The 17,693-nt window shown below is 64.9% G+C and carries 19 protein-coding genes and 1 tRNA gene; 6 read left to right on the top strand and 14 right to left on the bottom strand.

The window, feature by feature from the left end:
• Positions 1–8: 8 nt before the first annotated feature.
• Both CWS35_RS25185 and dusB read right to left on the bottom strand, forming a co-directional pair.
• A complete protein-coding gene (locus tag CWS35_RS25185; protein ID WP_024584179.1) occupies positions 9–1,184 on the bottom strand; it encodes a nitrogen regulation protein NR(II) in 1,176 nt (391 codons plus the stop codon).
• Entirely contained in the window at positions 1,181–2,182 is a 1,002-nt protein-coding gene (gene dusB / locus CWS35_RS25190) for a tRNA dihydrouridine synthase DusB (protein ID WP_100954402.1), read from the bottom strand. The genes CWS35_RS25185 and dusB overlap by 4 nt, the downstream gene beginning before the upstream one ends.
• Positions 2,183–2,467: 285 nt before the next feature.
• Here dusB and CWS35_RS25195 point away from each other — a divergent pair, with 285 nt between their 5' ends.
• A complete protein-coding gene (locus CWS35_RS25195) occupies positions 2,468–3,679 on the top strand; it encodes a bifunctional 2-C-methyl-D-erythritol 4-phosphate cytidylyltransferase/2-C-methyl-D-erythritol 2,4-cyclodiphosphate synthase (protein ID WP_100954404.1) in 1,212 nt (403 codons plus the stop codon).
• A 1-nt stretch (position 3,680) separates the two neighbouring features.
• A complete protein-coding gene (locus tag CWS35_RS25200) occupies positions 3,681–4,280 on the top strand; it encodes a CinA family protein (protein ID WP_024584182.1) in 600 nt (199 codons plus the stop codon).
• A gap of 44 nt (positions 4,281–4,324) precedes the next feature.
• Here the strand turns inward: CWS35_RS25200 and CWS35_RS25205 are convergent, their stop codons facing one another.
• Positions 4,325–4,984 (bottom strand): dihydrofolate reductase family protein, encoded by a 660-nt coding sequence (locus CWS35_RS25205; protein WP_024584183.1) that lies wholly within the window; start codon positions 4,982–4,984, stop codon positions 4,325–4,327.
• A 180-nt stretch (positions 4,985–5,164) separates the two neighbouring features.
• A complete protein-coding gene (locus tag CWS35_RS39625; protein WP_168200208.1) occupies positions 5,165–5,323 on the bottom strand; it encodes a hypothetical protein in 159 nt (52 codons plus the stop codon).
• Between CWS35_RS39625 and CWS35_RS25210 the strand changes: the two genes are divergently transcribed.
• Positions 5,262–5,657 (top strand): BA14K family protein, encoded by a 396-nt coding sequence (locus CWS35_RS25210; RefSeq protein WP_029879967.1) that lies wholly within the window; start codon positions 5,262–5,264, stop codon positions 5,655–5,657. The two genes, CWS35_RS39625 and CWS35_RS25210, sit on opposite strands and share 62 nt — an antisense overlap.
• Positions 5,658–5,740: 83 nt before the next feature.
• Here the strand turns inward: CWS35_RS25210 and CWS35_RS25215 are convergent, their stop codons facing one another.
• The 3 genes from CWS35_RS25215 to lipA form a co-directional block, all read right to left on the bottom strand.
• The gene (locus CWS35_RS25215) at positions 5,741–6,208 is read right to left on the bottom strand and encodes a ubiquinone-binding protein (protein ID WP_024584185.1); all 468 of its coding nucleotides are present in this window, start codon (positions 6,206–6,208) and stop codon (positions 5,741–5,743) included.
• Positions 6,208–6,759 carry a DNA topology modulation protein gene (locus tag CWS35_RS25220; protein WP_024584186.1) on the bottom strand — a complete coding sequence of 184 codons (552 nt, stop codon included), beginning with the start codon at positions 6,757–6,759 and terminating at the stop codon, positions 6,208–6,210. The genes CWS35_RS25215 and CWS35_RS25220 overlap by 1 nt, the downstream gene beginning before the upstream one ends.
• Positions 6,760–6,837: 78 nt before the next feature.
• A complete protein-coding gene (lipA, locus tag CWS35_RS25225) occupies positions 6,838–7,797 on the bottom strand; it encodes a lipoyl synthase (RefSeq protein ID WP_024584187.1) in 960 nt (319 codons plus the stop codon).
• Positions 7,798–7,929: 132 nt separating this feature from the next.
• Here lipA and CWS35_RS25230 point away from each other — a divergent pair, with 132 nt between their 5' ends.
• A complete protein-coding gene (locus CWS35_RS25230) occupies positions 7,930–8,535 on the top strand; it encodes a DNA-3-methyladenine glycosylase (protein ID WP_100954406.1) in 606 nt (201 codons plus the stop codon).
• A 30-nt stretch (positions 8,536–8,565) separates the two neighbouring features.
• Here CWS35_RS25230 and CWS35_RS25235 read toward each other — a convergent pair whose 3' ends face one another.
• The 7 genes from CWS35_RS25235 to CWS35_RS25265 form a co-directional block, all read right to left on the bottom strand.
• On the bottom strand, positions 8,566–11,433 hold the full coding sequence (locus CWS35_RS25235; RefSeq protein WP_100954408.1) for a valine--tRNA ligase: 2,868 nt from the start codon (positions 11,431–11,433) through the stop codon (positions 8,566–8,568).
• A gap of 236 nt (positions 11,434–11,669) precedes the next feature.
• The gene (locus tag CWS35_RS25240) at positions 11,670–12,440 is read right to left on the bottom strand and encodes a PopZ family protein (RefSeq protein WP_100954410.1); all 771 of its coding nucleotides are present in this window, start codon (positions 12,438–12,440) and stop codon (positions 11,670–11,672) included.
• Positions 12,441–12,791: 351 nt separating this feature from the next.
• The gene (locus tag CWS35_RS25245; protein WP_024584191.1) at positions 12,792–14,174 is read right to left on the bottom strand and encodes a TolC family outer membrane protein; all 1,383 of its coding nucleotides are present in this window, start codon (positions 14,172–14,174) and stop codon (positions 12,792–12,794) included.
• A 214-nt stretch (positions 14,175–14,388) separates the two neighbouring features.
• The gene (locus tag CWS35_RS25250) at positions 14,389–15,054 is read right to left on the bottom strand and encodes a protein-L-isoaspartate O-methyltransferase (protein WP_024584192.1); all 666 of its coding nucleotides are present in this window, start codon (positions 15,052–15,054) and stop codon (positions 14,389–14,391) included.
• Between the two features lie 122 nt (positions 15,055–15,176).
• Positions 15,177–15,356: a hypothetical protein gene (locus tag CWS35_RS25255; RefSeq protein ID WP_024584193.1), complete on the bottom strand. Its 180-nt coding sequence runs from the start codon at positions 15,354–15,356 to the stop codon at positions 15,177–15,179.
• Between the two features lie 134 nt (positions 15,357–15,490).
• Positions 15,491–15,565, bottom strand: a tRNA-Asn gene (locus CWS35_RS25260).
• A 329-nt stretch (positions 15,566–15,894) separates the two neighbouring features.
• Positions 15,895–16,380 (bottom strand): DUF1772 domain-containing protein, encoded by a 486-nt coding sequence (locus tag CWS35_RS25265; protein ID WP_100954412.1) that lies wholly within the window; start codon positions 16,378–16,380, stop codon positions 15,895–15,897.
• 92 nt (positions 16,381–16,472) lie between these two features.
• Here CWS35_RS25265 and CWS35_RS25270 point away from each other — a divergent pair, with 92 nt between their 5' ends.
• Complete coding sequence (locus tag CWS35_RS25270; protein WP_100954414.1) at positions 16,473–17,120, top strand: TetR/AcrR family transcriptional regulator; 648 nt, start codon at positions 16,473–16,475, stop codon at positions 17,118–17,120.
• A gap of 379 nt (positions 17,121–17,499) precedes the next feature.
• Complete coding sequence (locus CWS35_RS25275; protein ID WP_024584196.1) at positions 17,500–17,682, top strand: hypothetical protein; 183 nt, start codon at positions 17,500–17,502, stop codon at positions 17,680–17,682.
• The last annotated feature ends 11 nt before the right edge of the window (positions 17,683–17,693 follow it).

Raw genomic sequence — 17,693 nt, forward strand, 5'->3', positions numbered from 1 at the left:
GGTGTTCCTCATCGTGCATCCTGAGAGGCAGGCGACGGCGTACCCGGAACGTCATCGCGGTTGCTTTGGTCGAGTTGCTTGGCGGCGCTGTACACCGGCAGCAGTACGCGGAAAGTGGTCTTGCGCGGCTGCGACTCGCATTCGATGATGCCGCCGTGATCGCCGATGATCTTGGCGACCAGCGCGAGGCCGAGCCCGCTGCCGGTCTGCTTGGTGGTGACGAACGGATCGAACAGGTTCGGCAGCAGGTCTTCCGGCACGCCCGAGCCGTTGTCCTTGACGCAGAATTCGAGCGGCAGCGAGACTCGCGATTTCTTGCCGGGTACCGACAGCCGTACGCCCGGCCGGAACGCGGTGGTGAGCTGGATCTCCGCATCGGTCCCGAGATCGGCAACCGCCTCGGCCGCGTTCTTCACCAGATTGAGGAAGACCTGGATCAGCTGGTCCTGGTTGGCGAGCACCGGCGGTAGCGACGGATCGTAATCCTCGATGAAACGGACGTTGCGGGCGAAGCCGGACTGCGCCAGCCGCTTCACATGATCGAGCACCGAATGGATGTTGACCGGCCCGCGAGCCACCGGACGGTCGTCGCCGAACACCTCCATGCGATCGACCAGGGTGACGATGCGATCGGCCTCGTCGCAGATCAGCCGTGTCAGCAGCCGGTCCTCGGACGAGGCCTGCTGCTCCAGCAGCTGGGCCGCGCCGCGGATGCCGGACAGCGGGTTCTTGATCTCATGGGCGAGCATCGCCGCCAGCGCGATCACCGAGCGCGCCGCGCTGCGGTGGGTGAGCTGGCGGTCCATCTTGTCGGCGATGGTGCGCTCCTGCAGCATCACCACGATGTGGCCGGGCCGCTCGGTCAGCGGCGCGACATGGAGGTCGACCTGGCGATCGCCGCCGATCCGCGGCGTGCCGAGATCGACCTTGTATTCGTTGACCGGCGAGCCGCTCGCCCGCACCTGCTCGATCAGCGCCAGCAGCGGGCTGCCGAACGGCACCAGCTCCTTGAGCGATTGCCGCCGCAGGAACTGGGTCGAGATCTCGAAGAAGGATTCGGCGGCGATGTTGGCGTCGACGATCCGCCCGTCGGGCGCGACCAGCAGCACCGGATTGGGCAGCGCGTTGAGGATGGCCTCTCCGTCGGTCGGCACGGGCCGGCGAAACTCCATGGCTGACGTCATGCGGCAGCACTCCAGGCAAAGTCGTCGTAGGCTTCCTCGAGCGCGCGATGCACGCTGGATGGCTCCTCCGAGGTCAGGATGGTCTGCCGCCAGCTCTTCAGCGTCGCCGCCGGCGCACAGCTATAGGCCGCCGCGGTCTCCAGCGCCCAGCCGAGATGCTTGCGCGCATGCTTGAGCCCGATGCGCAGGCCATAGTGGCTGCACACCTCGTCATAGAGCGCGCGTACATGCTTGAGCTGCTCGGCGAGCGACGGTGCGGCCTCTGCGATGCCGGTCTCGAGGCGCCGGCCGATCTGGCCCGGCAACCAAGGCTGCCCCTGGGCGCCGCGGCCGATCATCACGGCGTCGGCGCCGGACAGCTCCAGCGCGGCGACGGCCTTGTCGAACGAGGTGATGTCGCCATTGACCACGAGCGGGATGGTCACGGCATCCTTGACTGCGCGCACCGCATTCCAGTTCGCCTCGCCCTTGTAGAACTGGCAGCGGGTGCGGCCATGCACGGTGATCATCTGCACGCCCGACGCCTCGGCGCGGCGCGCCAGTTCGGGCGCATTGAGCGAGTTGTCGTCCCAGCCGAGCCGCATCTTCAGCGTTACCGGCACCTTGACCGCCGACAGCGTCGCCTCGATCAGCGTGACGGCGTGGTCGAGATTGCGCATCAGCGCCGAGCCGGACTGGCCGCCGGTGACGTGGCGCGCCGGGCAGCCCATATTGATGTCGATGATGTCCGCGCCGGCGCCCTCGGCGATCCGCGCGCCCTCCGCCATCCAATGCGCCTGGCAGCCGGCGAGCTGGACCACATGCGGTCCGATCCCCGCTGCCTCGCAACGCAGCTTCGACATCGGCTTGCCGTTCACCAGGTCGTCGCTGGCGGTCATCTCGGAGACCACCAAGCCGGCACCGAGGCGGGCGGCGAGTCGCCGGAAAGGCGCATCGGTGATGCCGGACATGGGCGCGAGGAGAACCCGATTGGCGACGGCAATATCACCTATCTTCAAGGGGTTACGAGCGGTACTTTGCACGCCGGTCACAGCCGTCTCATCGTTTTGTCAGCCACGCCATTGCGGCTGACGAGGCCTATTCTGCGCACAATTCTTGTGCAGTCAAGGTTCATGCCTACGGTTTAGACATTTCTACCACTTGCGCAAGTGCACTGCAACAAAATCTGCTTTTCCCACAGTCATCGGCAAACGCTCTGTTTTTGCGCAGCGGTCATGCTAAGGGCTGTGCGCGGCGACATCAGCCGTCCCCCTCATCCCCGATTCGTCTGTCATTGGTTCAAAATGCCGAAGCCTGAGCGTACCGCAGCCATCCTTGTCGCAGCCGGCCGTGGACTGCGCGCCGGCGCTGGCGGTCCGAAGCAATACCGGACGATCGGCGGACAGACGGTGATCTACCGCGCCATGCAGGCGTTCTCCGCACATCCTGATGTCTTCGCGGTGCAGCCCGTGGTCAATCCCGACGACGCGGCGCTGTTCAGCGAGGCGGTCGCCGGCCTGCGCCATCAGCCGCCGACACCGGGCGGTGCGACCCGGCAGGCCTCGGTCCATGCCGGGCTCGAGGCACTGGCCAGCGCGAAGCCCGACATCGTGCTGATCCACGATGCCGCCCGCCCCTTCGTCACGGAGGCGGTGATCGCGCGCGCGATCGCAGCCGCCGGCCGTACCGGTGCCGCGATCCCGGTGGTGCCGGTGACAGACACGATCAAGCTCACCGGCGATACCGGCGATGTCGAAGGCACGCCGGAGCGCGCGCGCCTGCGGATCGCGCAGACGCCACAGGCCTTTCGCTTTGACGTGATATTGGAAGCGCATCGTCGCGCGGCACGCGAGGGCCGCAGCGATTTCACCGACGATGCGGCGCTCGCTGAATGGGCGGGATTGACGGTTGCGACATTTGAAGGTGATCCTGCCAATATGAAGCTCACTACACCGGAAGATTTCGTGCGCGAGGAAGCCCGGCTCGCCAGCCAGCTCGGCGACATCAGGACCGGCACCGGCTACGACGTGCACGCCTTCGGCGAAGGCGATCACGTTATGATCTGCGGCGTGCGCGTGCCGCACAGCAAGGGTTTCCTGGCGCATTCCGACGGCGACGTCGGGCTGCATGCGCTAGTCGACGCGATCCTCGGCGCGCTGGCGGACGGCGACATCGGCTCGCACTTCCCGCCGAGCGACGCCAGGTGGAAGGGCGCCTCCTCCGACCAGTTCCTGAAATACGCCGTCGAGCGCGTCACCGCGCGCGGCGGCCGGATCGCCAATCTCGAAGTGACCCTGATCTGCGAGCGGCCGAAGATCGGCCCGCTGCGTGACACCATGCGAGCCAAGATCGCCGAGATCTCCGGCGTCCACATCTCGCGCGTCGCAGTCAAGGCGACCACCAGCGAACGGCTCGGCTTCACCGGCCGCGAGGAAGGCATCGCGGCGACCGCGAGCGCCACGGTCCGCCTGCCCTGGAATGATCAAGGTTGGGACGACAAGAGCTGGGGTGCGTGACATGGGCGGCAGCGACGCTCGTGCCCTCTCCCGCGCGCTGCTCGACCTGTGCCGGATGCGCAAGCTGACGATCGCGACCGCCGAGTCCTGCACCGGCGGCCTGGTCGCCGGTGCGCTCACCGACATCCCCGGCTCTTCCGACGTGATCGACCGCGGCTTCGTGACCTATTCGAACGAGGCCAAGCGGGCGATGCTCGGCGTCAAGGCGGCGACGCTGGAAACATTTGGCGCGGTCAGCAAGGAAACCGCGACCGCGATGGCGATCGGCGCGCTGGAGAAAGCCGGCGTCGACCTTGCGGTCTCGATCACCGGCATTGCGGGTCCGGGCGGCGCGACGCCGGGCAAGCCGGTCGGCCTGGTGCATTTCGCGGTCGCCGCGCGTGACGGCCGCATCATTCACCGCGAACAGCGCTTTGGCGCGATCGGCCGCAGCACCGTCCGCCAGCGCTCGGTCGTGGAAGCGTTGCGCATGCTGATGGAGCTTGCCCGCCCCCCACAGGCCGCCAAGCCCCGTCGCGAAGCCGCCAGTAGGCTGCGGCCGCGGGTGGCCCGGTCGCCACGCAGCCATGCCGCGAAGCGGCGGCGGCCGCCGCGCGGCTGAGACCGGCCGCGGGACCGGCCTCGGCATGCTGACCCGCTCTTGATTCACGTCAGGTTCTTGCGACGCTCGAGCTCTGCCTCAGTTGGCGTTTCGAATTCGAACGAGCCGGTCTTCACCTCGCCGTCTGGGACGTATTTGGCGTGGATGATGCCGGACGGCATGACCTGCGAAGACACCAGCTTCAGATTGCCTGGCTTGCCGCTGTCGGCGAACAGGCGCTTGCCCTTGCCGAGGATGAGCGGCGCGATGAAGAGATTGAGCTCATCCACGAGGCCCGCGGCGAGCAATGTCTTGAGGAAATCGCTCGATCCCTGAGTGAGGAGATTCGGTCCGTCGGACTGCTTCAGCTCCTTCAAGGCGCCGACGGCGTCGGTCCCCAGCGTCTCGCTGTTCTGCCAGCTCAGCTTGCGGGTGGCATCGCGCGTGGCGACATATTTTGTGATGCGATCGAACAACGGGCCGATCGGATCGCTCTTGTCGACATAGGGCCAGTGCGCGGCAAAGATGTCGTAGGTCTTGCGGCCAAGCAGCAGGTCGAACGGACTGGCGAGCATTTCGCCGATGACCTCGCCGGTCTTCTCATCGAACAGCGGCGCGAACCAGCCGCCGAAGCTGAAGCCGCCGATCGGATCTTCCTGCGGGCCGCCCGGGGACTGCATGACGCCGTCCAGGCTGATGAAGGCGCCAACAACAATCTTTCTCACTTCAAGCTCCCTGGGTGATCATCATCGAGATGCCCCCAGGACGACGTGGATCGGGAGAATCCGACACGCTGCGCGAAATTCTTCGCAGGATTTCTGGCAGTGCCGTCCCATCGCGCGAATCCCGGTCACGCCAGATCAGGCATGCGCCGGCCGTGTCAATTGCGACTTAGTGACACCATTTCAGGTGGAACCCTGACGCCGCTTCGCCGTTTTTTCCTGTTCCAACTCTGCCGTTTCAACCGTTCTTCGAACGGCAAAATCCCACAACAAGGAGAAAATGATGAAGTTGGGAACTTTGGTCGTGACCGCAATCACTGCCGGTGCCATGACGTTGACCACGATTGCCCCTTCGGTCGCCGCGCCGCTCGCGCCCGCCCGGTTGCAGGACCAGCCCACCTCCGTCGAGCATGTGCAGTATCGTCACTGGCATGGCGGCGGCCCGCGCTATGGCTATCGCGGTGGTTATCGCGGCGGATACCACCATCACCACGGCGGCGGAAACGGCGCGGCGATCATCGGCGGTCTTGCGGCCGGTGCCATCATTGGCGGCGCGATCGCGGCGAGCCAGGCCAAGGCCAACAACGACGCCTATTGCTCTCAGCGCTTCCGTTCCTACGACCCGGCTTCGGGCACCTACATCGCGAAAGGTGGCGTGCGCCGTTCCTGTCCGTAAGTCGGCGCCCCCCACACAGATCATTTGTGATGCCCGGCCTTGTGCCGGGCATTTCCGTTTCGGAACAAGACGAGCCGGCTTCGCTAGGTCGACAGTTGAGGCTTGCCGTAGACCTGGTCCGCGCGCTTCTCGAACGCCGCGGCGAAGCGCGAGAAGGCGGCGTCGAACATCGAGCCCATCAGGATCGCCAGCATCCGGCTCTTGAACTCGTAGTTCAGGAAGAAGCCGACATCGCATTCGGTCTCGGACTTCGGTTCAAAAGTCCAGCGGTTCTCCAGATTGCTGAACGGCCCGCGCAGATATTCGACCAGGATCTTCAGATTGGGCCGGTCGAGCGTCACCTTGCTGGTGAATGTCTCGCGCACCAGCTTGAAGGAGACCGTCATGTCGGCCACCACGATCTCGGTGCCGTCGTCCTTTGGCGTGCGCTGGCGGATCTTGAGCGCCTGGCACAGCGGCACGAATTCCGGATAGCGCTCGACGTCGGCGACCAGATCGAACATTTGCGGGGCGGAATGGTGGACCCGCCGCTTGCTGGAGAATCGAGGCATCAGTGGATACTTGTGAGGTTTCTTGCACGGTTTAGCGTGAGCGCGAGGCCCTTCAGATAGTCGTCCGCCTGCGCCCGGTGGGTGAAGCAGACCAGCGACTGATCAGGGCGCAAACCTTGGAAATATTCGATCAGCTTCGGCCGCTGCTGTTGGCGATAGGTCCAGACATAGCGGAAGAATTCAAGGTCGATCTTCTCCGGGCAACCCTCCGCCATCTCGGCGCGAACCCGGCCGTAGCTTCCGGCGATGCGCCGGAAAATCCCGAGCATGCAGGTCGATCGCGGCAAGTCGAACCAGATGATCGTATCGGAGAGCTGCCGGCGCAGCTCACCCGCACCGTTCCTGGTGTAGTTCCCGTCCATGATCCAGCGCGGCTCGCGCGCGGCCTCGGTCATGCGGCGCTGGAATTCGTCCCTGTTGGACTCGACCCAACCCGGCTTCCAGAACAGCGCATCGATCGACACGGTCGGGATGCCCGTGATCCCGGACAGCCGCCGGGCAAAGGTCGACTTGCCGGATCCCGACGATCCCATCACCAGAACGCGCTGCATTGGTCCAGTCCAAGGTTCGGTCGAGGCTCGATCGCGCAATGGCGCGCGCTGGCGCCGGCTCGCCGCCGTCTGCAATATCTAGCGACCGCGGGCCGTGCGCGCCGCCTGCAATTTGGCAAAGTCCTCGCCGGCATGATGCGACGAGCGCGTCAGCGGGCTCGCCGACACCATCAGGAAACCCTTGGTATAGGCGACGCGCTCGTAGCCGGCGAATTCGTCCGGGGTCACATAGCGCATCACGGCGTGATGCTTGCGGGTCGGCTGGAGATACTGGCCGATGGTCAGGAAATCGACCTCGGCCGAGCGCAGATCGTCCATCACCTGCAACACCTCGTGCCGCTCCTCGCCGAGGCCGACCATGATGCCGGACTTGGTGAAGATGGTCGGATCGATCTCCTTGACCCGCTGCAAGAGTCGGATCGAATGGAAATAGCGCGCACCGGGACGGACCGTCAGGTAGCGCGACGGCACGGTCTCCAGATTGTGGTTGAAGACGTCGGGCTTGGCCGCGACCACGCGCTCCAGCGCACCGTCCTTGCGCAGGAAGTCCGGCGTCAGGATCTCGATCGTGGTGGTCGGGCAGCGCGCGCGGATCGCGCGGATCACTTGCGCGAAATGCTCGGCTCCGCCATCGGCGAGGTCGTCACGGTCGACCGAGGTGATGACGACGTGGGCCAGTCCCAGCTTGGACACCGCCTCGGCGACGTGCTCGGGCTCATCGGCATCGAGCGCGCCGGGCATGCCGGTCTTGACGTTGCAGAACGCACAGGCGCGCGTGCAGGTGTCGCCCATGATCATGAAGGTGGCGTGCTTCTTGTCCCAGCACTCACCGATGTTGGGGCAACCCGCCTCCTCGCAAACCGTGACGAGGCCGTTCTCCTTCACGATCTTGCGCGTATCCGCATAGCCGCGGGTGTTCGGCGCACGAACCCGGATCCAGTCCGGCTTCGGCGGCGACACGGCGTCGGGCCGGTTCACCTTTTCAGGGTGACGCGGGCGGAGCTGGGTTGAGGAGATGGTGTCGACGATGGTGACCATAGGTGCCTGCAAGTCGCGAGAAACCATAGCTAATCGGTGTAGACGCGGCTCGCAACCCGCGCCGCGACCCTAGCAGATCAGCCCGGATATTGGCAGTGTTGCAGTCCGTTCCATGCCGATTCCCACCTCAAAATGGCTCAAAAACCGCGAACGACCCGTGCGACCGCGCCGCGCCTCGGCAAGGCGCTGAAACGCGGCTTCTTCGATCGCAGCGTCCTCGAGGTCGCGCCCGACCTGATCGGCGTGACCTTCCTGGTTGGTGACGTCGGCGGCATCATCACCGAGGTCGAGGCCTACCATCACACCGAACCGGCGGCCCACTCGTACAACGGCCCGACCCCGCGCAACCAGGTGATGTTCGGGCCGCCGGGCTTCTCTTATGTCTACCGCTCCTACGGCATCCATTGGTGCGTCAATTTCGTCTGCGAGGAAGCCGGCTCGGCCAGCGCGGTGCTGATCCGCGCGATCGAGCCGACCCACGGCCTCGCCGCGATGCGCCGGCGGCGCGGGATCGAGGATGAGCGCGCGCTGTGCTCGGGGCCGGGCAAGCTGTGCGAGGCGATGGGCATCACCATCGCCCATAGCGAATTGCCGCTCGACCGTCCCCCGATTGCACTGCATGCGCGGCTGGAGACGCCCGAGATCGTCACCGGGATCCGGATCGGCATCACCAAGGCCGTCGAGCTGCCGTGGCGCTACGGGCTGAGGGGATCGAAATTCCTCAGCAAGCGGTTCTGAGCGCCAAGATGTCGATGAGGAAGGCGTCCGCTACGACGCCTTCTTCAGCCGCTCGATCGCCTCGAGGATCTTGGCCCGGCGCTCCTGCGCCGCCGCGCGCTTTTCCTTCTCTTCCTCGACGAGCTCTTCCGGCGCGTTGGCGACGAACTTCTCGTTGGAGAGTTTCGCGTCGACCCGCTTGATGTCGGCGTCGGCCTTGCCGAGCTCCTTCTCCAGCCGGGCCCGTTCGGCGGCAAGATCGATCACGCCCTTCAGCGGTAGCGCGACGACTTCACCGCGCACCAGAAGCTGCACGGCGCCTTCCGGCGCGGCGTCCGCGAACGAGATGTCCGACAGTCGCGCGAGGCGCTTGATGGTGTCGTTCCAACGCTGCGCGCGATCCCGCGTCTCGTCGGATGTGGTCACGATCACCAGCGGCGTCAGCGTCGACGGCGGGATGTTCATCTCCGCCTTCACCGAGCGCATCGCGGTGACGAGATCGACCACCCAGCCGATCTCGGCCTCGGCCGCGGGATCGCTGAACTCATCGGCATCGAGCGCGGCAATGACCGGCGGAATGATCGGGTCGACCATTGGCCCTGCGGTCGCGATCGCCGCCAGCTGCTCGCCGGTGACGCCCGACTTGCGCGGCCAGGCCGCCAGCACCAGCAGGCCGTCGCGCTTCGCGGTCACCGCCCACAGCTCCTCGGTGATGAAGGGCATGAACGGATGCAGCAGCTTGAGGATCTCGTCACGCGCCCAGGCGATCATGGCGCGGGTCTCGGTCTTCGCCGCCCCCTCCTCGCCCATCAGCACCGGCTTGGCGAGCTCGAGATACCAGTCGCAGAACACGTTCCAGACGAAGCGGTAGATTGCGCCGGCCGCATCGTTGAAACGATGATCCTCGATCGTCTCGGTCACCTCGCGGGTAACGCGCGAGGTCTCGTGCGCGATCCAGCGATTCAGGGTTTCCTTGGCGGTCTTCGGATCGAAATCGTCCGGCTTCACGCAGCCGTTCATCTCGGCGAAGCGGCAGGCATTCCAGAACTTGGTCGCGAAATTGCGGTTGGTCTCGACCAGGTGCGGCGACATACGGATGTTATGGCCCTGCGCCGCCTCGCGGGTCAGCGCGAAACGCAGCGCGTCGGCGCCGTATTCGTCGATCACGCCGAGCGGGTCGATGACGTTGCCCTTCGACTTCGACATCTTGGAGCCCTTCTCGTCAAGGACGAGACGGTGGATGTAGACGGTCGAGAACGGCGCCTGCTTCGTGAAATGCAGACCCATCATCATCATCCGGGCGACCCAGAAGAAGATGATGTCGAAACCCGTAACGAGCGTATTGGTCGGGTAGTAGCGTTTCATCTCGGCCGTATCGTCCGGCCAGCCGAGCGTCGAGAACGGCCACAGCGCCGAGGAGAACCAGGTGTCCAGCACGTCCTCGTCGCGCGTGATGAAGCCCTCGCGCTTGGCAGGATCGGTGGCCATGTCGTGGCCCTGCTCCGGCGTGATGACCTCCTGCTCGACGTAGTAGCCGAGCGCGTTGCCGACGGCCTCTTCCTCGGTCTCGGCAACGAACACCTTGCCGTCGGGCCCGTACCACGCCGGAATCTGATGGCCCCACCAGAGCTGGCGCGAGATGCACCAGGGCTGGATGTTCTCCATCCACTCGAAATAGGTCTTTTCCCAGTTCTTCGGCACGAAGGTGGTCTCGCCCGAGCGCACCGCCGCCATCGCCGGCTGCGCCAGCGTATGGGCGTCAACGTACCACTGGTCGGTCAGATAGGGCTCGATCACGACGTCGGAGCGGTCGCCATGCGGCACCATGTGGGTGTTTGGCTCGATCCGCTCGAGGAAGCCGAACTCCTCCAGTCGTGCGACAATCTTCTTGCGCGCGGCGAAGCGCTCGATCTTGTCGAACTCGGCGGCGAACTCGTCGGCGCCAACAGGCAAATCGCGCAGATAATCCTCGTTGCCGGAAAGGCTGAGGCAGCCTTCCTGGTCGAGCACGCTGATCTGCGGCAGGCCGTGGCGCTTGCCGATCTCGAAGTCGTTGAAGTCGTGCGCCGGCGTCACCTTGACCGCGCCCGAGCCCTTTTCGGGATCGGAATAGTCGTCGGCGACGATCGGAATCCTGCGGCCGACCAGCGGCAGGATGGCATGCTTGCCGACCAGATCGGTATAGCGCTCGTCGTCGGGATGGACCGCGACCGCGGTGTCGCCGAGCATCGTCTCGGGACGTGTCGTCGCGACCACGATGAACGATTTGGGATCGTCGGGGCTGAAGCTGCGGCCCTCGATCGGATAGCGCAGGTACCAGAGATGGCCCTTGATTTCCCTCTGCACCACCTCGAGATCGGAGATCGCGGTGAGCAGCTTGGGGTCCCAGTTGACCAGCCGCTTGTCCTTGTAGATCAGCCCCTCGCGGTGCAACTCGACGAACACCTTGACGACGGCGCGCGACAGCCCCTCGTCCATGGTGAAGCGCTCGCGCGACCAGTCGCAGGACGCGCCAAGGCGCTTGAGCTGGTTGACGATGGTACCGCCGCTCTCGGCCTTCCACTGCCAGACCCGCTCGAGGAATTTGGCGCGGCCCATATCGCGCCGGCCCGGCTGCTGCCGTTCCATCAGTTGGCGCTCGACCACCATCTGGGTGGCGATGCCGGCGTGGTCGGTGCCGGGCTGCCACAGCACGTCGCGGCCGCGCATCCGCTCGAAGCGGCACAGGATGTCTTGCAGCGTGTTGTTGAGCGCGTGACCCATGTGTAGCGAGCCGGTTACGTTCGGCGGCGGGATCACGATGGTGAAAGGCGCGGCGTCCTTGCGTTCCGGCCGGCCGGCCTTGAACGCTCCGCTGTCCTCCCAGATCTGGGCCATCCGGTGCTCGATATCGGCGGGCTGGTAGTTTTTCTCGATCATGACAATGCGCTGTGGACCATGGGGAAAGGGTAGAAAGCCGCCGGAGCGCACCAAGTCAACCGGACTTGCGCGCAGTGACGGCGTTCGGAGCGTTTTAGAGCGAAGTGGACACCGGTTCGCGTGAAGAAAACGCGCCAAACCAGGGAACTGGAGTTTCGGTCCTGATCCTATCCGAACCGAAACTTTGGGGATTTGGGGGTGAATAAGGGCCGCCAAGGCCCTCGCGACCGGGGGAGCTAGCGCCCGCGGGATACCCGCTCGATCTCGGCCTTGACGATCCGCTCGACCAGACCCGGCAGATTGTCGTCCAGCCAGGACTTCAACATCGGCCGCAGCATCTCCTTGACCAGATCCTCCAGCGTCCGAGCATTGTTGCTCAGCACGGTGTTGGCCAACGAGTTGAAGGCGGATTCCACCGCCCGCATCGTGGTTCCCGATATGATCTGCTGCATCGGCTGCGCGGTCTCGATCGCCGGCGGCTCTCGAACCGGCTCCCGGACGGGTTCCTGGACCGGCGGGCGGCTTCGCGCCGAGGGATCCGTAAACTCGACGTCGTCCTGCGGCTCAACCTTGCGGAACGATGGCTTGGCGGCTTGCGCCGGTGCCGGATCCGGCAGCGCCATGTCGTCGGTAAGCTCGAACACGTCGGCTTCGGGCTGTGCCGGCCTGATCTCGGCCGCGGGCGTCGCCTCGTCGAGGCTGGCCAGCAGCGAGTCGATATCGTCCTGACTGTTGCTCGCGGCCGGCGCGGGCGCAGGCGGCGACGACTTCGGCGCAGGCGCGGCGGCCTTCGCGGCCGGGGGTGCTGCGGGCGGCGGGCTCTTCATCGCGGGCTTGGCTGCGGCTGGAGGTGACACCGGCTCAGCCTTCGGAGGCGCCGGTGGGGCGGCGGCAACAGCAGGCTTCTCTGCCGCGGCAGGCTTCGCCTCGTCGTCGGCGATGATGCGACGGATCGACGCCAGAATCTCCTCCATCGAGGGCTCTTGGACCTTCGCAGGTTGCGTCATCTCCGACTCCACATCGAAACTATTTTACATCAAGCCCGAGAGGATTCGCCGGTTCCGATGATGCGGGCGGAGATTTTCACGGCTCCCTGCCCGACTTGTCCCCAGATCAAGCCCACCCGCGGCCCAGTGCAAGCTTCGTGTCGCCCAATGCAGCGTGATCACAGGTGGCGTCGCACCTGTCGTCACGCAACGCCGGCTCGCCGCGAATCGCCTTGCTGCCCGACAAAACGGTATGTCAGGCCAATTATCGATTGCAAGCAAACGCGCTTGCTTGTGGTCCTGATTAACTCAGAACCACAAACAAGGCGCGACAGATGGTGATGAAGTGAATGCGTTTGGACGCGAAGCTGCTTAGCGGCCGTCAGGCGTGCGCACGCCGGCCCAGCTATCCCGAATCTGGTGGTAGTGCACGCTCGGATCGTAGACGTTGGTCTTCAGGCCCATCACCTGTGGCGACAGCCGGCCGATCGCGTTCAGCACGTTGTAGGACGCGACGACGCGGTCGTGCTGTGCGGTGACCAGCGCGTTGCGGGCGTTGACCAGCGCCTGCTGCGCGTTGAGCACGTCGAGCGTCGTGCGCTGACCGGCCTTGGCTTCCTCGCGGACGCCGTTCAAGGCGATTTCAGACGCGGTGACCTGCGCCTGCGCCGACGCCACCTGCGACTTGCCGGCGACCAGCTGGCCCCACGCGGTGACGACATTGGCACGGGCCTGATCGCGGGTCTGTTCCAGGACGAGGCGCTGCTGCGCCAGCGATTCCTTGGACTGCCGGATCAGCGAGTACTCCGCGCCGCCCTGATAGAGCGGCACCGACACCTGGACGTTCGCCGCTGCGTTGAACAGCCGGTTGACCGACAATTGCTGCTGGTAGCCTTCGGTCACCGTCGCCTGCAACGCAACCGTCGGAAGCAACGCCCCCTCGGCCACCTTGGTCTGCAGGAAGTTGACGTCGACGCCGTACATCGCGGCGGTGACGTTCGGGTTCTGGGTCAGCGCAAGCTCCACGGCTGCGGCCAGTGTCCCCGGCAGAAAGCGGTCGACCGGCGAACCCGGAGCAAGATTCTCCGGCTCGTTGCCGATGATGCGGCGGAAATTCGAGCGCGTCGTGGTGAGATTCGATTCGGCCGTCAGCTGCTGGGTGCGGCCGGCCGCAAGCTGCGCCTCGGACTGCGCGACGTCGGTGCGCGTCACTTCGCCCACATTGAAGCGATCCTGGGTCTGCTTCAGCGTCTGCTCAAGCACGCGGGTATTGCTGCGCTGAACCTCGACGATCGCGGCGTCGCGGAGATAGTCCATGTAGATCGTGGCCGCGCTCAGGATCACGGTCTGCTCGAGCACGCGCAAACCTTCGCGCGCGGACGAGACCTGGCTTTCGGCGGCACGGACCCGCTGCGGGGTCTGGGCGTTGAACAGCGACTGGTTGACCGTCAGCCCCGCACTGGCCGGATTTTGCGGGCTGTTGATCGCGGTCTTGGACCCCGTCAGCTCCTGGTCAGTGTACTGATACCCGGCACTTGCGGTCAGCGAGACCTTGGGGCGGTAACCCGAGAGTGCTTGCGGCACGTTTTCGTCGGTCGACCGCACCAACGCACGCTGTGCGTTCAGCTGGGGATTGTTTTGGTAGGACCGCACCAGTGCGGCCTCGATTGTATCGGCCAGAGCGGGCACCGGGCCCAACTCAGCCAGCAGAAGGACCGCAATAGCAGCCGCGGTGACAACCTTCACCCCACGCATCCCCGGTAATCCATTCATTTTTTAGTCGCCGTCTCCACAAGCACGAGAGTCCGGCGTCGCTTCAGACGAAGTGAGTCCGGCCTCACCTTAGTCCGCAGGTAAGGGCAACGGAACTACCCCGCAACGGAACATGGTGGAAACTCTTCACGTGGGGCAAACGGGCCACACTTCTGATTCAGAACGGGATTTTATCAACCGGTGCAGCGCGGTAGCGTCAGAAGACGAAGGCGGGAAGCTGTTCGAATCCAGGCAGCACGGGGGCCGTCGCATCGAACAATTCGCGATGTCCGAAATCCCCGTGTGAATGCGTCACGAGGGTGGCGCGCGGCGGCGGCGTCAGGCCGAACACCCCGACCAGCCGGCCTCCCTCCTTGAGCTGGCCGAACAGCCCGGTCGGGACAATCTCGGTTGCTCCATTGAGAACGATGACATCAAACGGTGCGCCGGTGGCATCCCCATCGGCAGCGGCTGCGGTCTTGACGGTCACATTCTGGATGCCGAGCTGGGCGACCGCGGCGGTCGCCTTGGCAACCAGCGTCGGATCGCTCTCGGTCGCGCTGACCTCGGCGGCGAAGCGCGCGACGACGGCCGCGGCGTAGCCGGTGGCGCAGCCGACCACCAGGACGCGGTCGGTGGCCTTGATCTCGGCGGCCTGCAGCATCCGCGCAAGCAGTGCCGGCGTGATCAGATAGCGCTTGGCCGTGCCGCCCTCGGTCACATCGAGATCGAGGTCGAGATAGGCCAGAGCCTGCTTGCTGGCCGGCACGAAGACCTCGCGCGGCACCGTCAGCATGGCTTCGAGAATTCGATCGTCGGTCACGTCGCTCGGACGCACCTGACCATCCACCATGTACTGGCGCGCGGTCGAAAAACCGGTCATTGGCGGGACCCTGCAAGTCGCGGCATTGCCGCTGGAGAAGCTAGAACAGGGCCATCTTTTGGAACAAGCTCCGCCAAAACGCAACACGGCGTTGGCGTGCAGAACGTGCCCGGCGGTACCGTCTACTCGATCGTGACGGCGAGCCGGCCGATCAGGCGTGCTACTTCATCGAGATGCTCGGAATCGTGTGCCTCGACGGCCTTGGCGAGGCGGCGGACGCACTCATCGTCGCTGATGTCGGGCGCATCATTGGGAACGAGCGTCGGCTGCGGCATCGACAGGTCGATCAGGTTAATCGCCATCAGAATCACCTCTCAACACCCGGCGAGAGCAGTCTCGATGGCTATTGAGTCGATTTGACGACGATTTTGGTCTGCATGTTGCGGACCACGTGCTTGTGATTGCCAATGGGAGGGATTGATGGGGCCAGCAGAGCTGGCTCCCCGGGCTGGATTCGAACCAGCGACCATTCGATTAACAGTCGAATGCTCTACCGCTGAGCTACCGAGGAATAAGCGAACATCCGTTCGCGAGCGGGCAGCGTATAACAAAGCCTTTCGGCCTTGCAAAGAACCAAATGGGCCTCCGCCGAAACTTTAGCGCGGGACGGTAAACCTCTGCATTGCAAGGGTTTGCCGGCATCCCAGGCGATATAGGCCCGTTCCGGATGTCCGGCTATTGCCGCGCCAGGCGCCCGGACATCCTGCCGGGCGCGGCCATTCCGCCGCGGCTGTGATTCTGGCTCGGGCGCCAGTCGCGCGCCCGAGATCATTGCGCGATGAACGAGGCGGCCTTGGTACCGGGGTCGCCAAGCAGCCCGGAGCCTTCCGCCATTTGGGATCAGCGTGCAGCGATGGCTGCGATGAACAACGCGGTCGCTGCAAGCGAGGCGACGGTCCGCACATGGTTCCAGAAGGTCCAGTCGGCCAGATAACGCGCCCAAAGCGGCGCGGCGGCGGCGCTCGCGGGGTCGGCTGCCGCGAGTTGATCGTTCAGCGGGACGTTGCAGATGATTGTGACGATGAACATGCCGACGACATAGACGATACCGCCGCCAATCATCGCTGCGGCGCCGGGCTCCTGCCATCGCAGTCCGCCGAGCACGATCAGCACGGCGCAGGACAGCGTGGTGCCGAGGAAGACCGGCATGAACGGCGAGCGGACAATGTCGCCATTGATAGCGTTCATCGCCGAGATGCCGGCGGCCTGATCGATCCGGCCGAGCGCGGTCATGACGAAGGCCGAGAATGCGAAATAGAGCCCGGCAAGCAGGCCGCAGCCGAGTGCGGAAAACCACAGCAGGCCCGAGGTCAGGATCTGGCGCATCGTTCCATCTCAAAATGCGAGTAGTACTCGTATTTGTAGAATGCGATAAACTCTCGTATTAATGACGTCAAGCCGGAATGCGGAGGAGCGCGATGGCAAGACGAAAGGCCGCACCGGCGGCGGGAGTGCCCCTGCCCGGGCTGGCACGGCTTGCCCCGGCGCAGCAGCGCAGCCGCGAGCGCTTCGAGCATATCCTGGCCTGCGCGACGGAGATCATGGCGGAAAGGGGCAGCGAGGCTCTCCGCATGAGCGACATCGTCACGCGCAGCGGCGTCGCATTCGGCTCGCTCTACCAGTATTTTCCGGACAAGGCCGCGATCATCGGCACGCTGGCGGAACGGCACAATGCGATCGGGCGTGAATGCGTCAGGCGTGATCTGGCCGCCGTGACGGCTGCGCGCGACCTGCATCCGGCGCTGTGCCGGATCGTCGACAGCTACTACGAGATGTTCATGCGCGAACCGGTGATGCGCGACATCTGGCAGGCGACGCAAGCCGACCGCGCCCTGCAAAAGCTCGACGCTGACGACATGGCCGCGCTCTCCGGCCTGCTGTCTGATGCGGTGAGACGGGTCGCACCCGATATGCCGGCGGCCACCCTCGCCATCTTCTCAGCGCTGACCATGACGCTGATCGCGGCCGCCGTGCGTCACGCGATCGCACTGCCGCCGAAGAAGGCGCGACAGGCGCTGGCTCAATTCAAGACCCTGCTGCCGTGCGACCTCGCCAAGCTGGCATGACTGCAATCGTACGGCCATCGGGAATTTGCTCGCGCGGAAACGATGAAGTCCGGGCGCGCCACCGTGCCGCCGGCGAGCGATCCGATGCAACGTTCGACCGGCAAAACCCGTGCGTGCTTGCCTTCATTGTCACGCCACCCTAAAATTCCCGCGTTAATTGATGGCTATCTATACTGCCGGGAATTCCGGGAAGAGTTTTTCGACAGATGTGATTTGTCTCACACGAGGTGCGGCCGGGCCGACCTAGGTTCCCGAACGGATCATTGATTTATTAACCAAACCGGGCGCCATCGTTCTTTTCCTAAAATTCGAACGAATCGCTCAATCCGGACCGAAGACAGTTTTGCGACCATTGCGCTCTCGAACCTCGGAGAGCGCGATGAGCGAAGTCGAATTTGATCTGCTGCTGGACGCCGTGCGAACGGCGATCGCGCCCATTGCCCAGGAGGATTTCGTGGCCCAACCCTCGCCTCGCATTCAGCCGCCGCCGCGCGCGGCCAATGACAACCAGGCGCCGTGGCCGCTGATTCCGTTTCCTGAAGGTTGGTACGCCGCGAGCTAATGCGGCTTCTC

It is taken from the genome of Bradyrhizobium sp. SK17 (assembly GCF_002831585.1).
In the GTDB taxonomy this organism is placed as follows: domain Bacteria; phylum Pseudomonadota; class Alphaproteobacteria; order Rhizobiales; family Xanthobacteraceae; genus Bradyrhizobium.

Coding starts and splice junctions, on each gene's coding strand:
- CWS35_RS25185 (WP_024584179.1), bottom strand. CDS start 1,184: ATGACGTCAGCCATGGAGTTTCGCCGGCCCGTGCCGACCGACGGAGAG.
- CWS35_RS25195 (WP_100954404.1), top strand. CDS start 2,468: ATGCCGAAGCCTGAGCGTACCGCAGCCATCCTTGTCGCAGCCGGCCGT.
- CWS35_RS25200 (WP_024584182.1), top strand. CDS start 3,681: ATGGGCGGCAGCGACGCTCGTGCCCTCTCCCGCGCGCTGCTCGACCTG.
- CWS35_RS25210 (WP_029879967.1), top strand. CDS start 5,262: ATGATGAAGTTGGGAACTTTGGTCGTGACCGCAATCACTGCCGGTGCC.
- CWS35_RS25215 (WP_024584185.1), bottom strand. CDS start 6,208: ATGCCTCGATTCTCCAGCAAGCGGCGGGTCCACCATTCCGCCCCGCAA.
- CWS35_RS25220 (WP_024584186.1), bottom strand. CDS start 6,759: ATGCAGCGCGTTCTGGTGATGGGATCGTCGGGATCCGGCAAGTCGACC.
- lipA (WP_024584187.1), bottom strand. CDS start 7,797: ATGGTCACCATCGTCGACACCATCTCCTCAACCCAGCTCCGCCCGCGT.
- CWS35_RS25230 (WP_100954406.1), top strand. CDS start 7,930: ATGGCTCAAAAACCGCGAACGACCCGTGCGACCGCGCCGCGCCTCGGC.
- CWS35_RS25235 (WP_100954408.1), bottom strand. CDS start 11,433: ATGATCGAGAAAAACTACCAGCCCGCCGATATCGAGCACCGGATGGCC.
- CWS35_RS25240 (WP_100954410.1), bottom strand. CDS start 12,440: ATGACGCAACCTGCGAAGGTCCAAGAGCCCTCGATGGAGGAGATTCTG.
- CWS35_RS25245 (WP_024584191.1), bottom strand. CDS start 14,174: ATGCGTGGGGTGAAGGTTGTCACCGCGGCTGCTATTGCGGTCCTTCTG.
- CWS35_RS25250 (WP_024584192.1), bottom strand. CDS start 15,054: ATGACCGGTTTTTCGACCGCGCGCCAGTACATGGTGGATGGTCAGGTG.
- CWS35_RS25255 (WP_024584193.1), bottom strand. CDS start 15,356: ATGGCGATTAACCTGATCGACCTGTCGATGCCGCAGCCGACGCTCGTT.
- CWS35_RS25265 (WP_100954412.1), bottom strand. CDS start 16,380: ATGCGCCAGATCCTGACCTCGGGCCTGCTGTGGTTTTCCGCACTCGGC.
- CWS35_RS25270 (WP_100954414.1), top strand. CDS start 16,473: ATGGCAAGACGAAAGGCCGCACCGGCGGCGGGAGTGCCCCTGCCCGGG.
- CWS35_RS25275 (WP_024584196.1), top strand. CDS start 17,500: ATGAGCGAAGTCGAATTTGATCTGCTGCTGGACGCCGTGCGAACGGCG.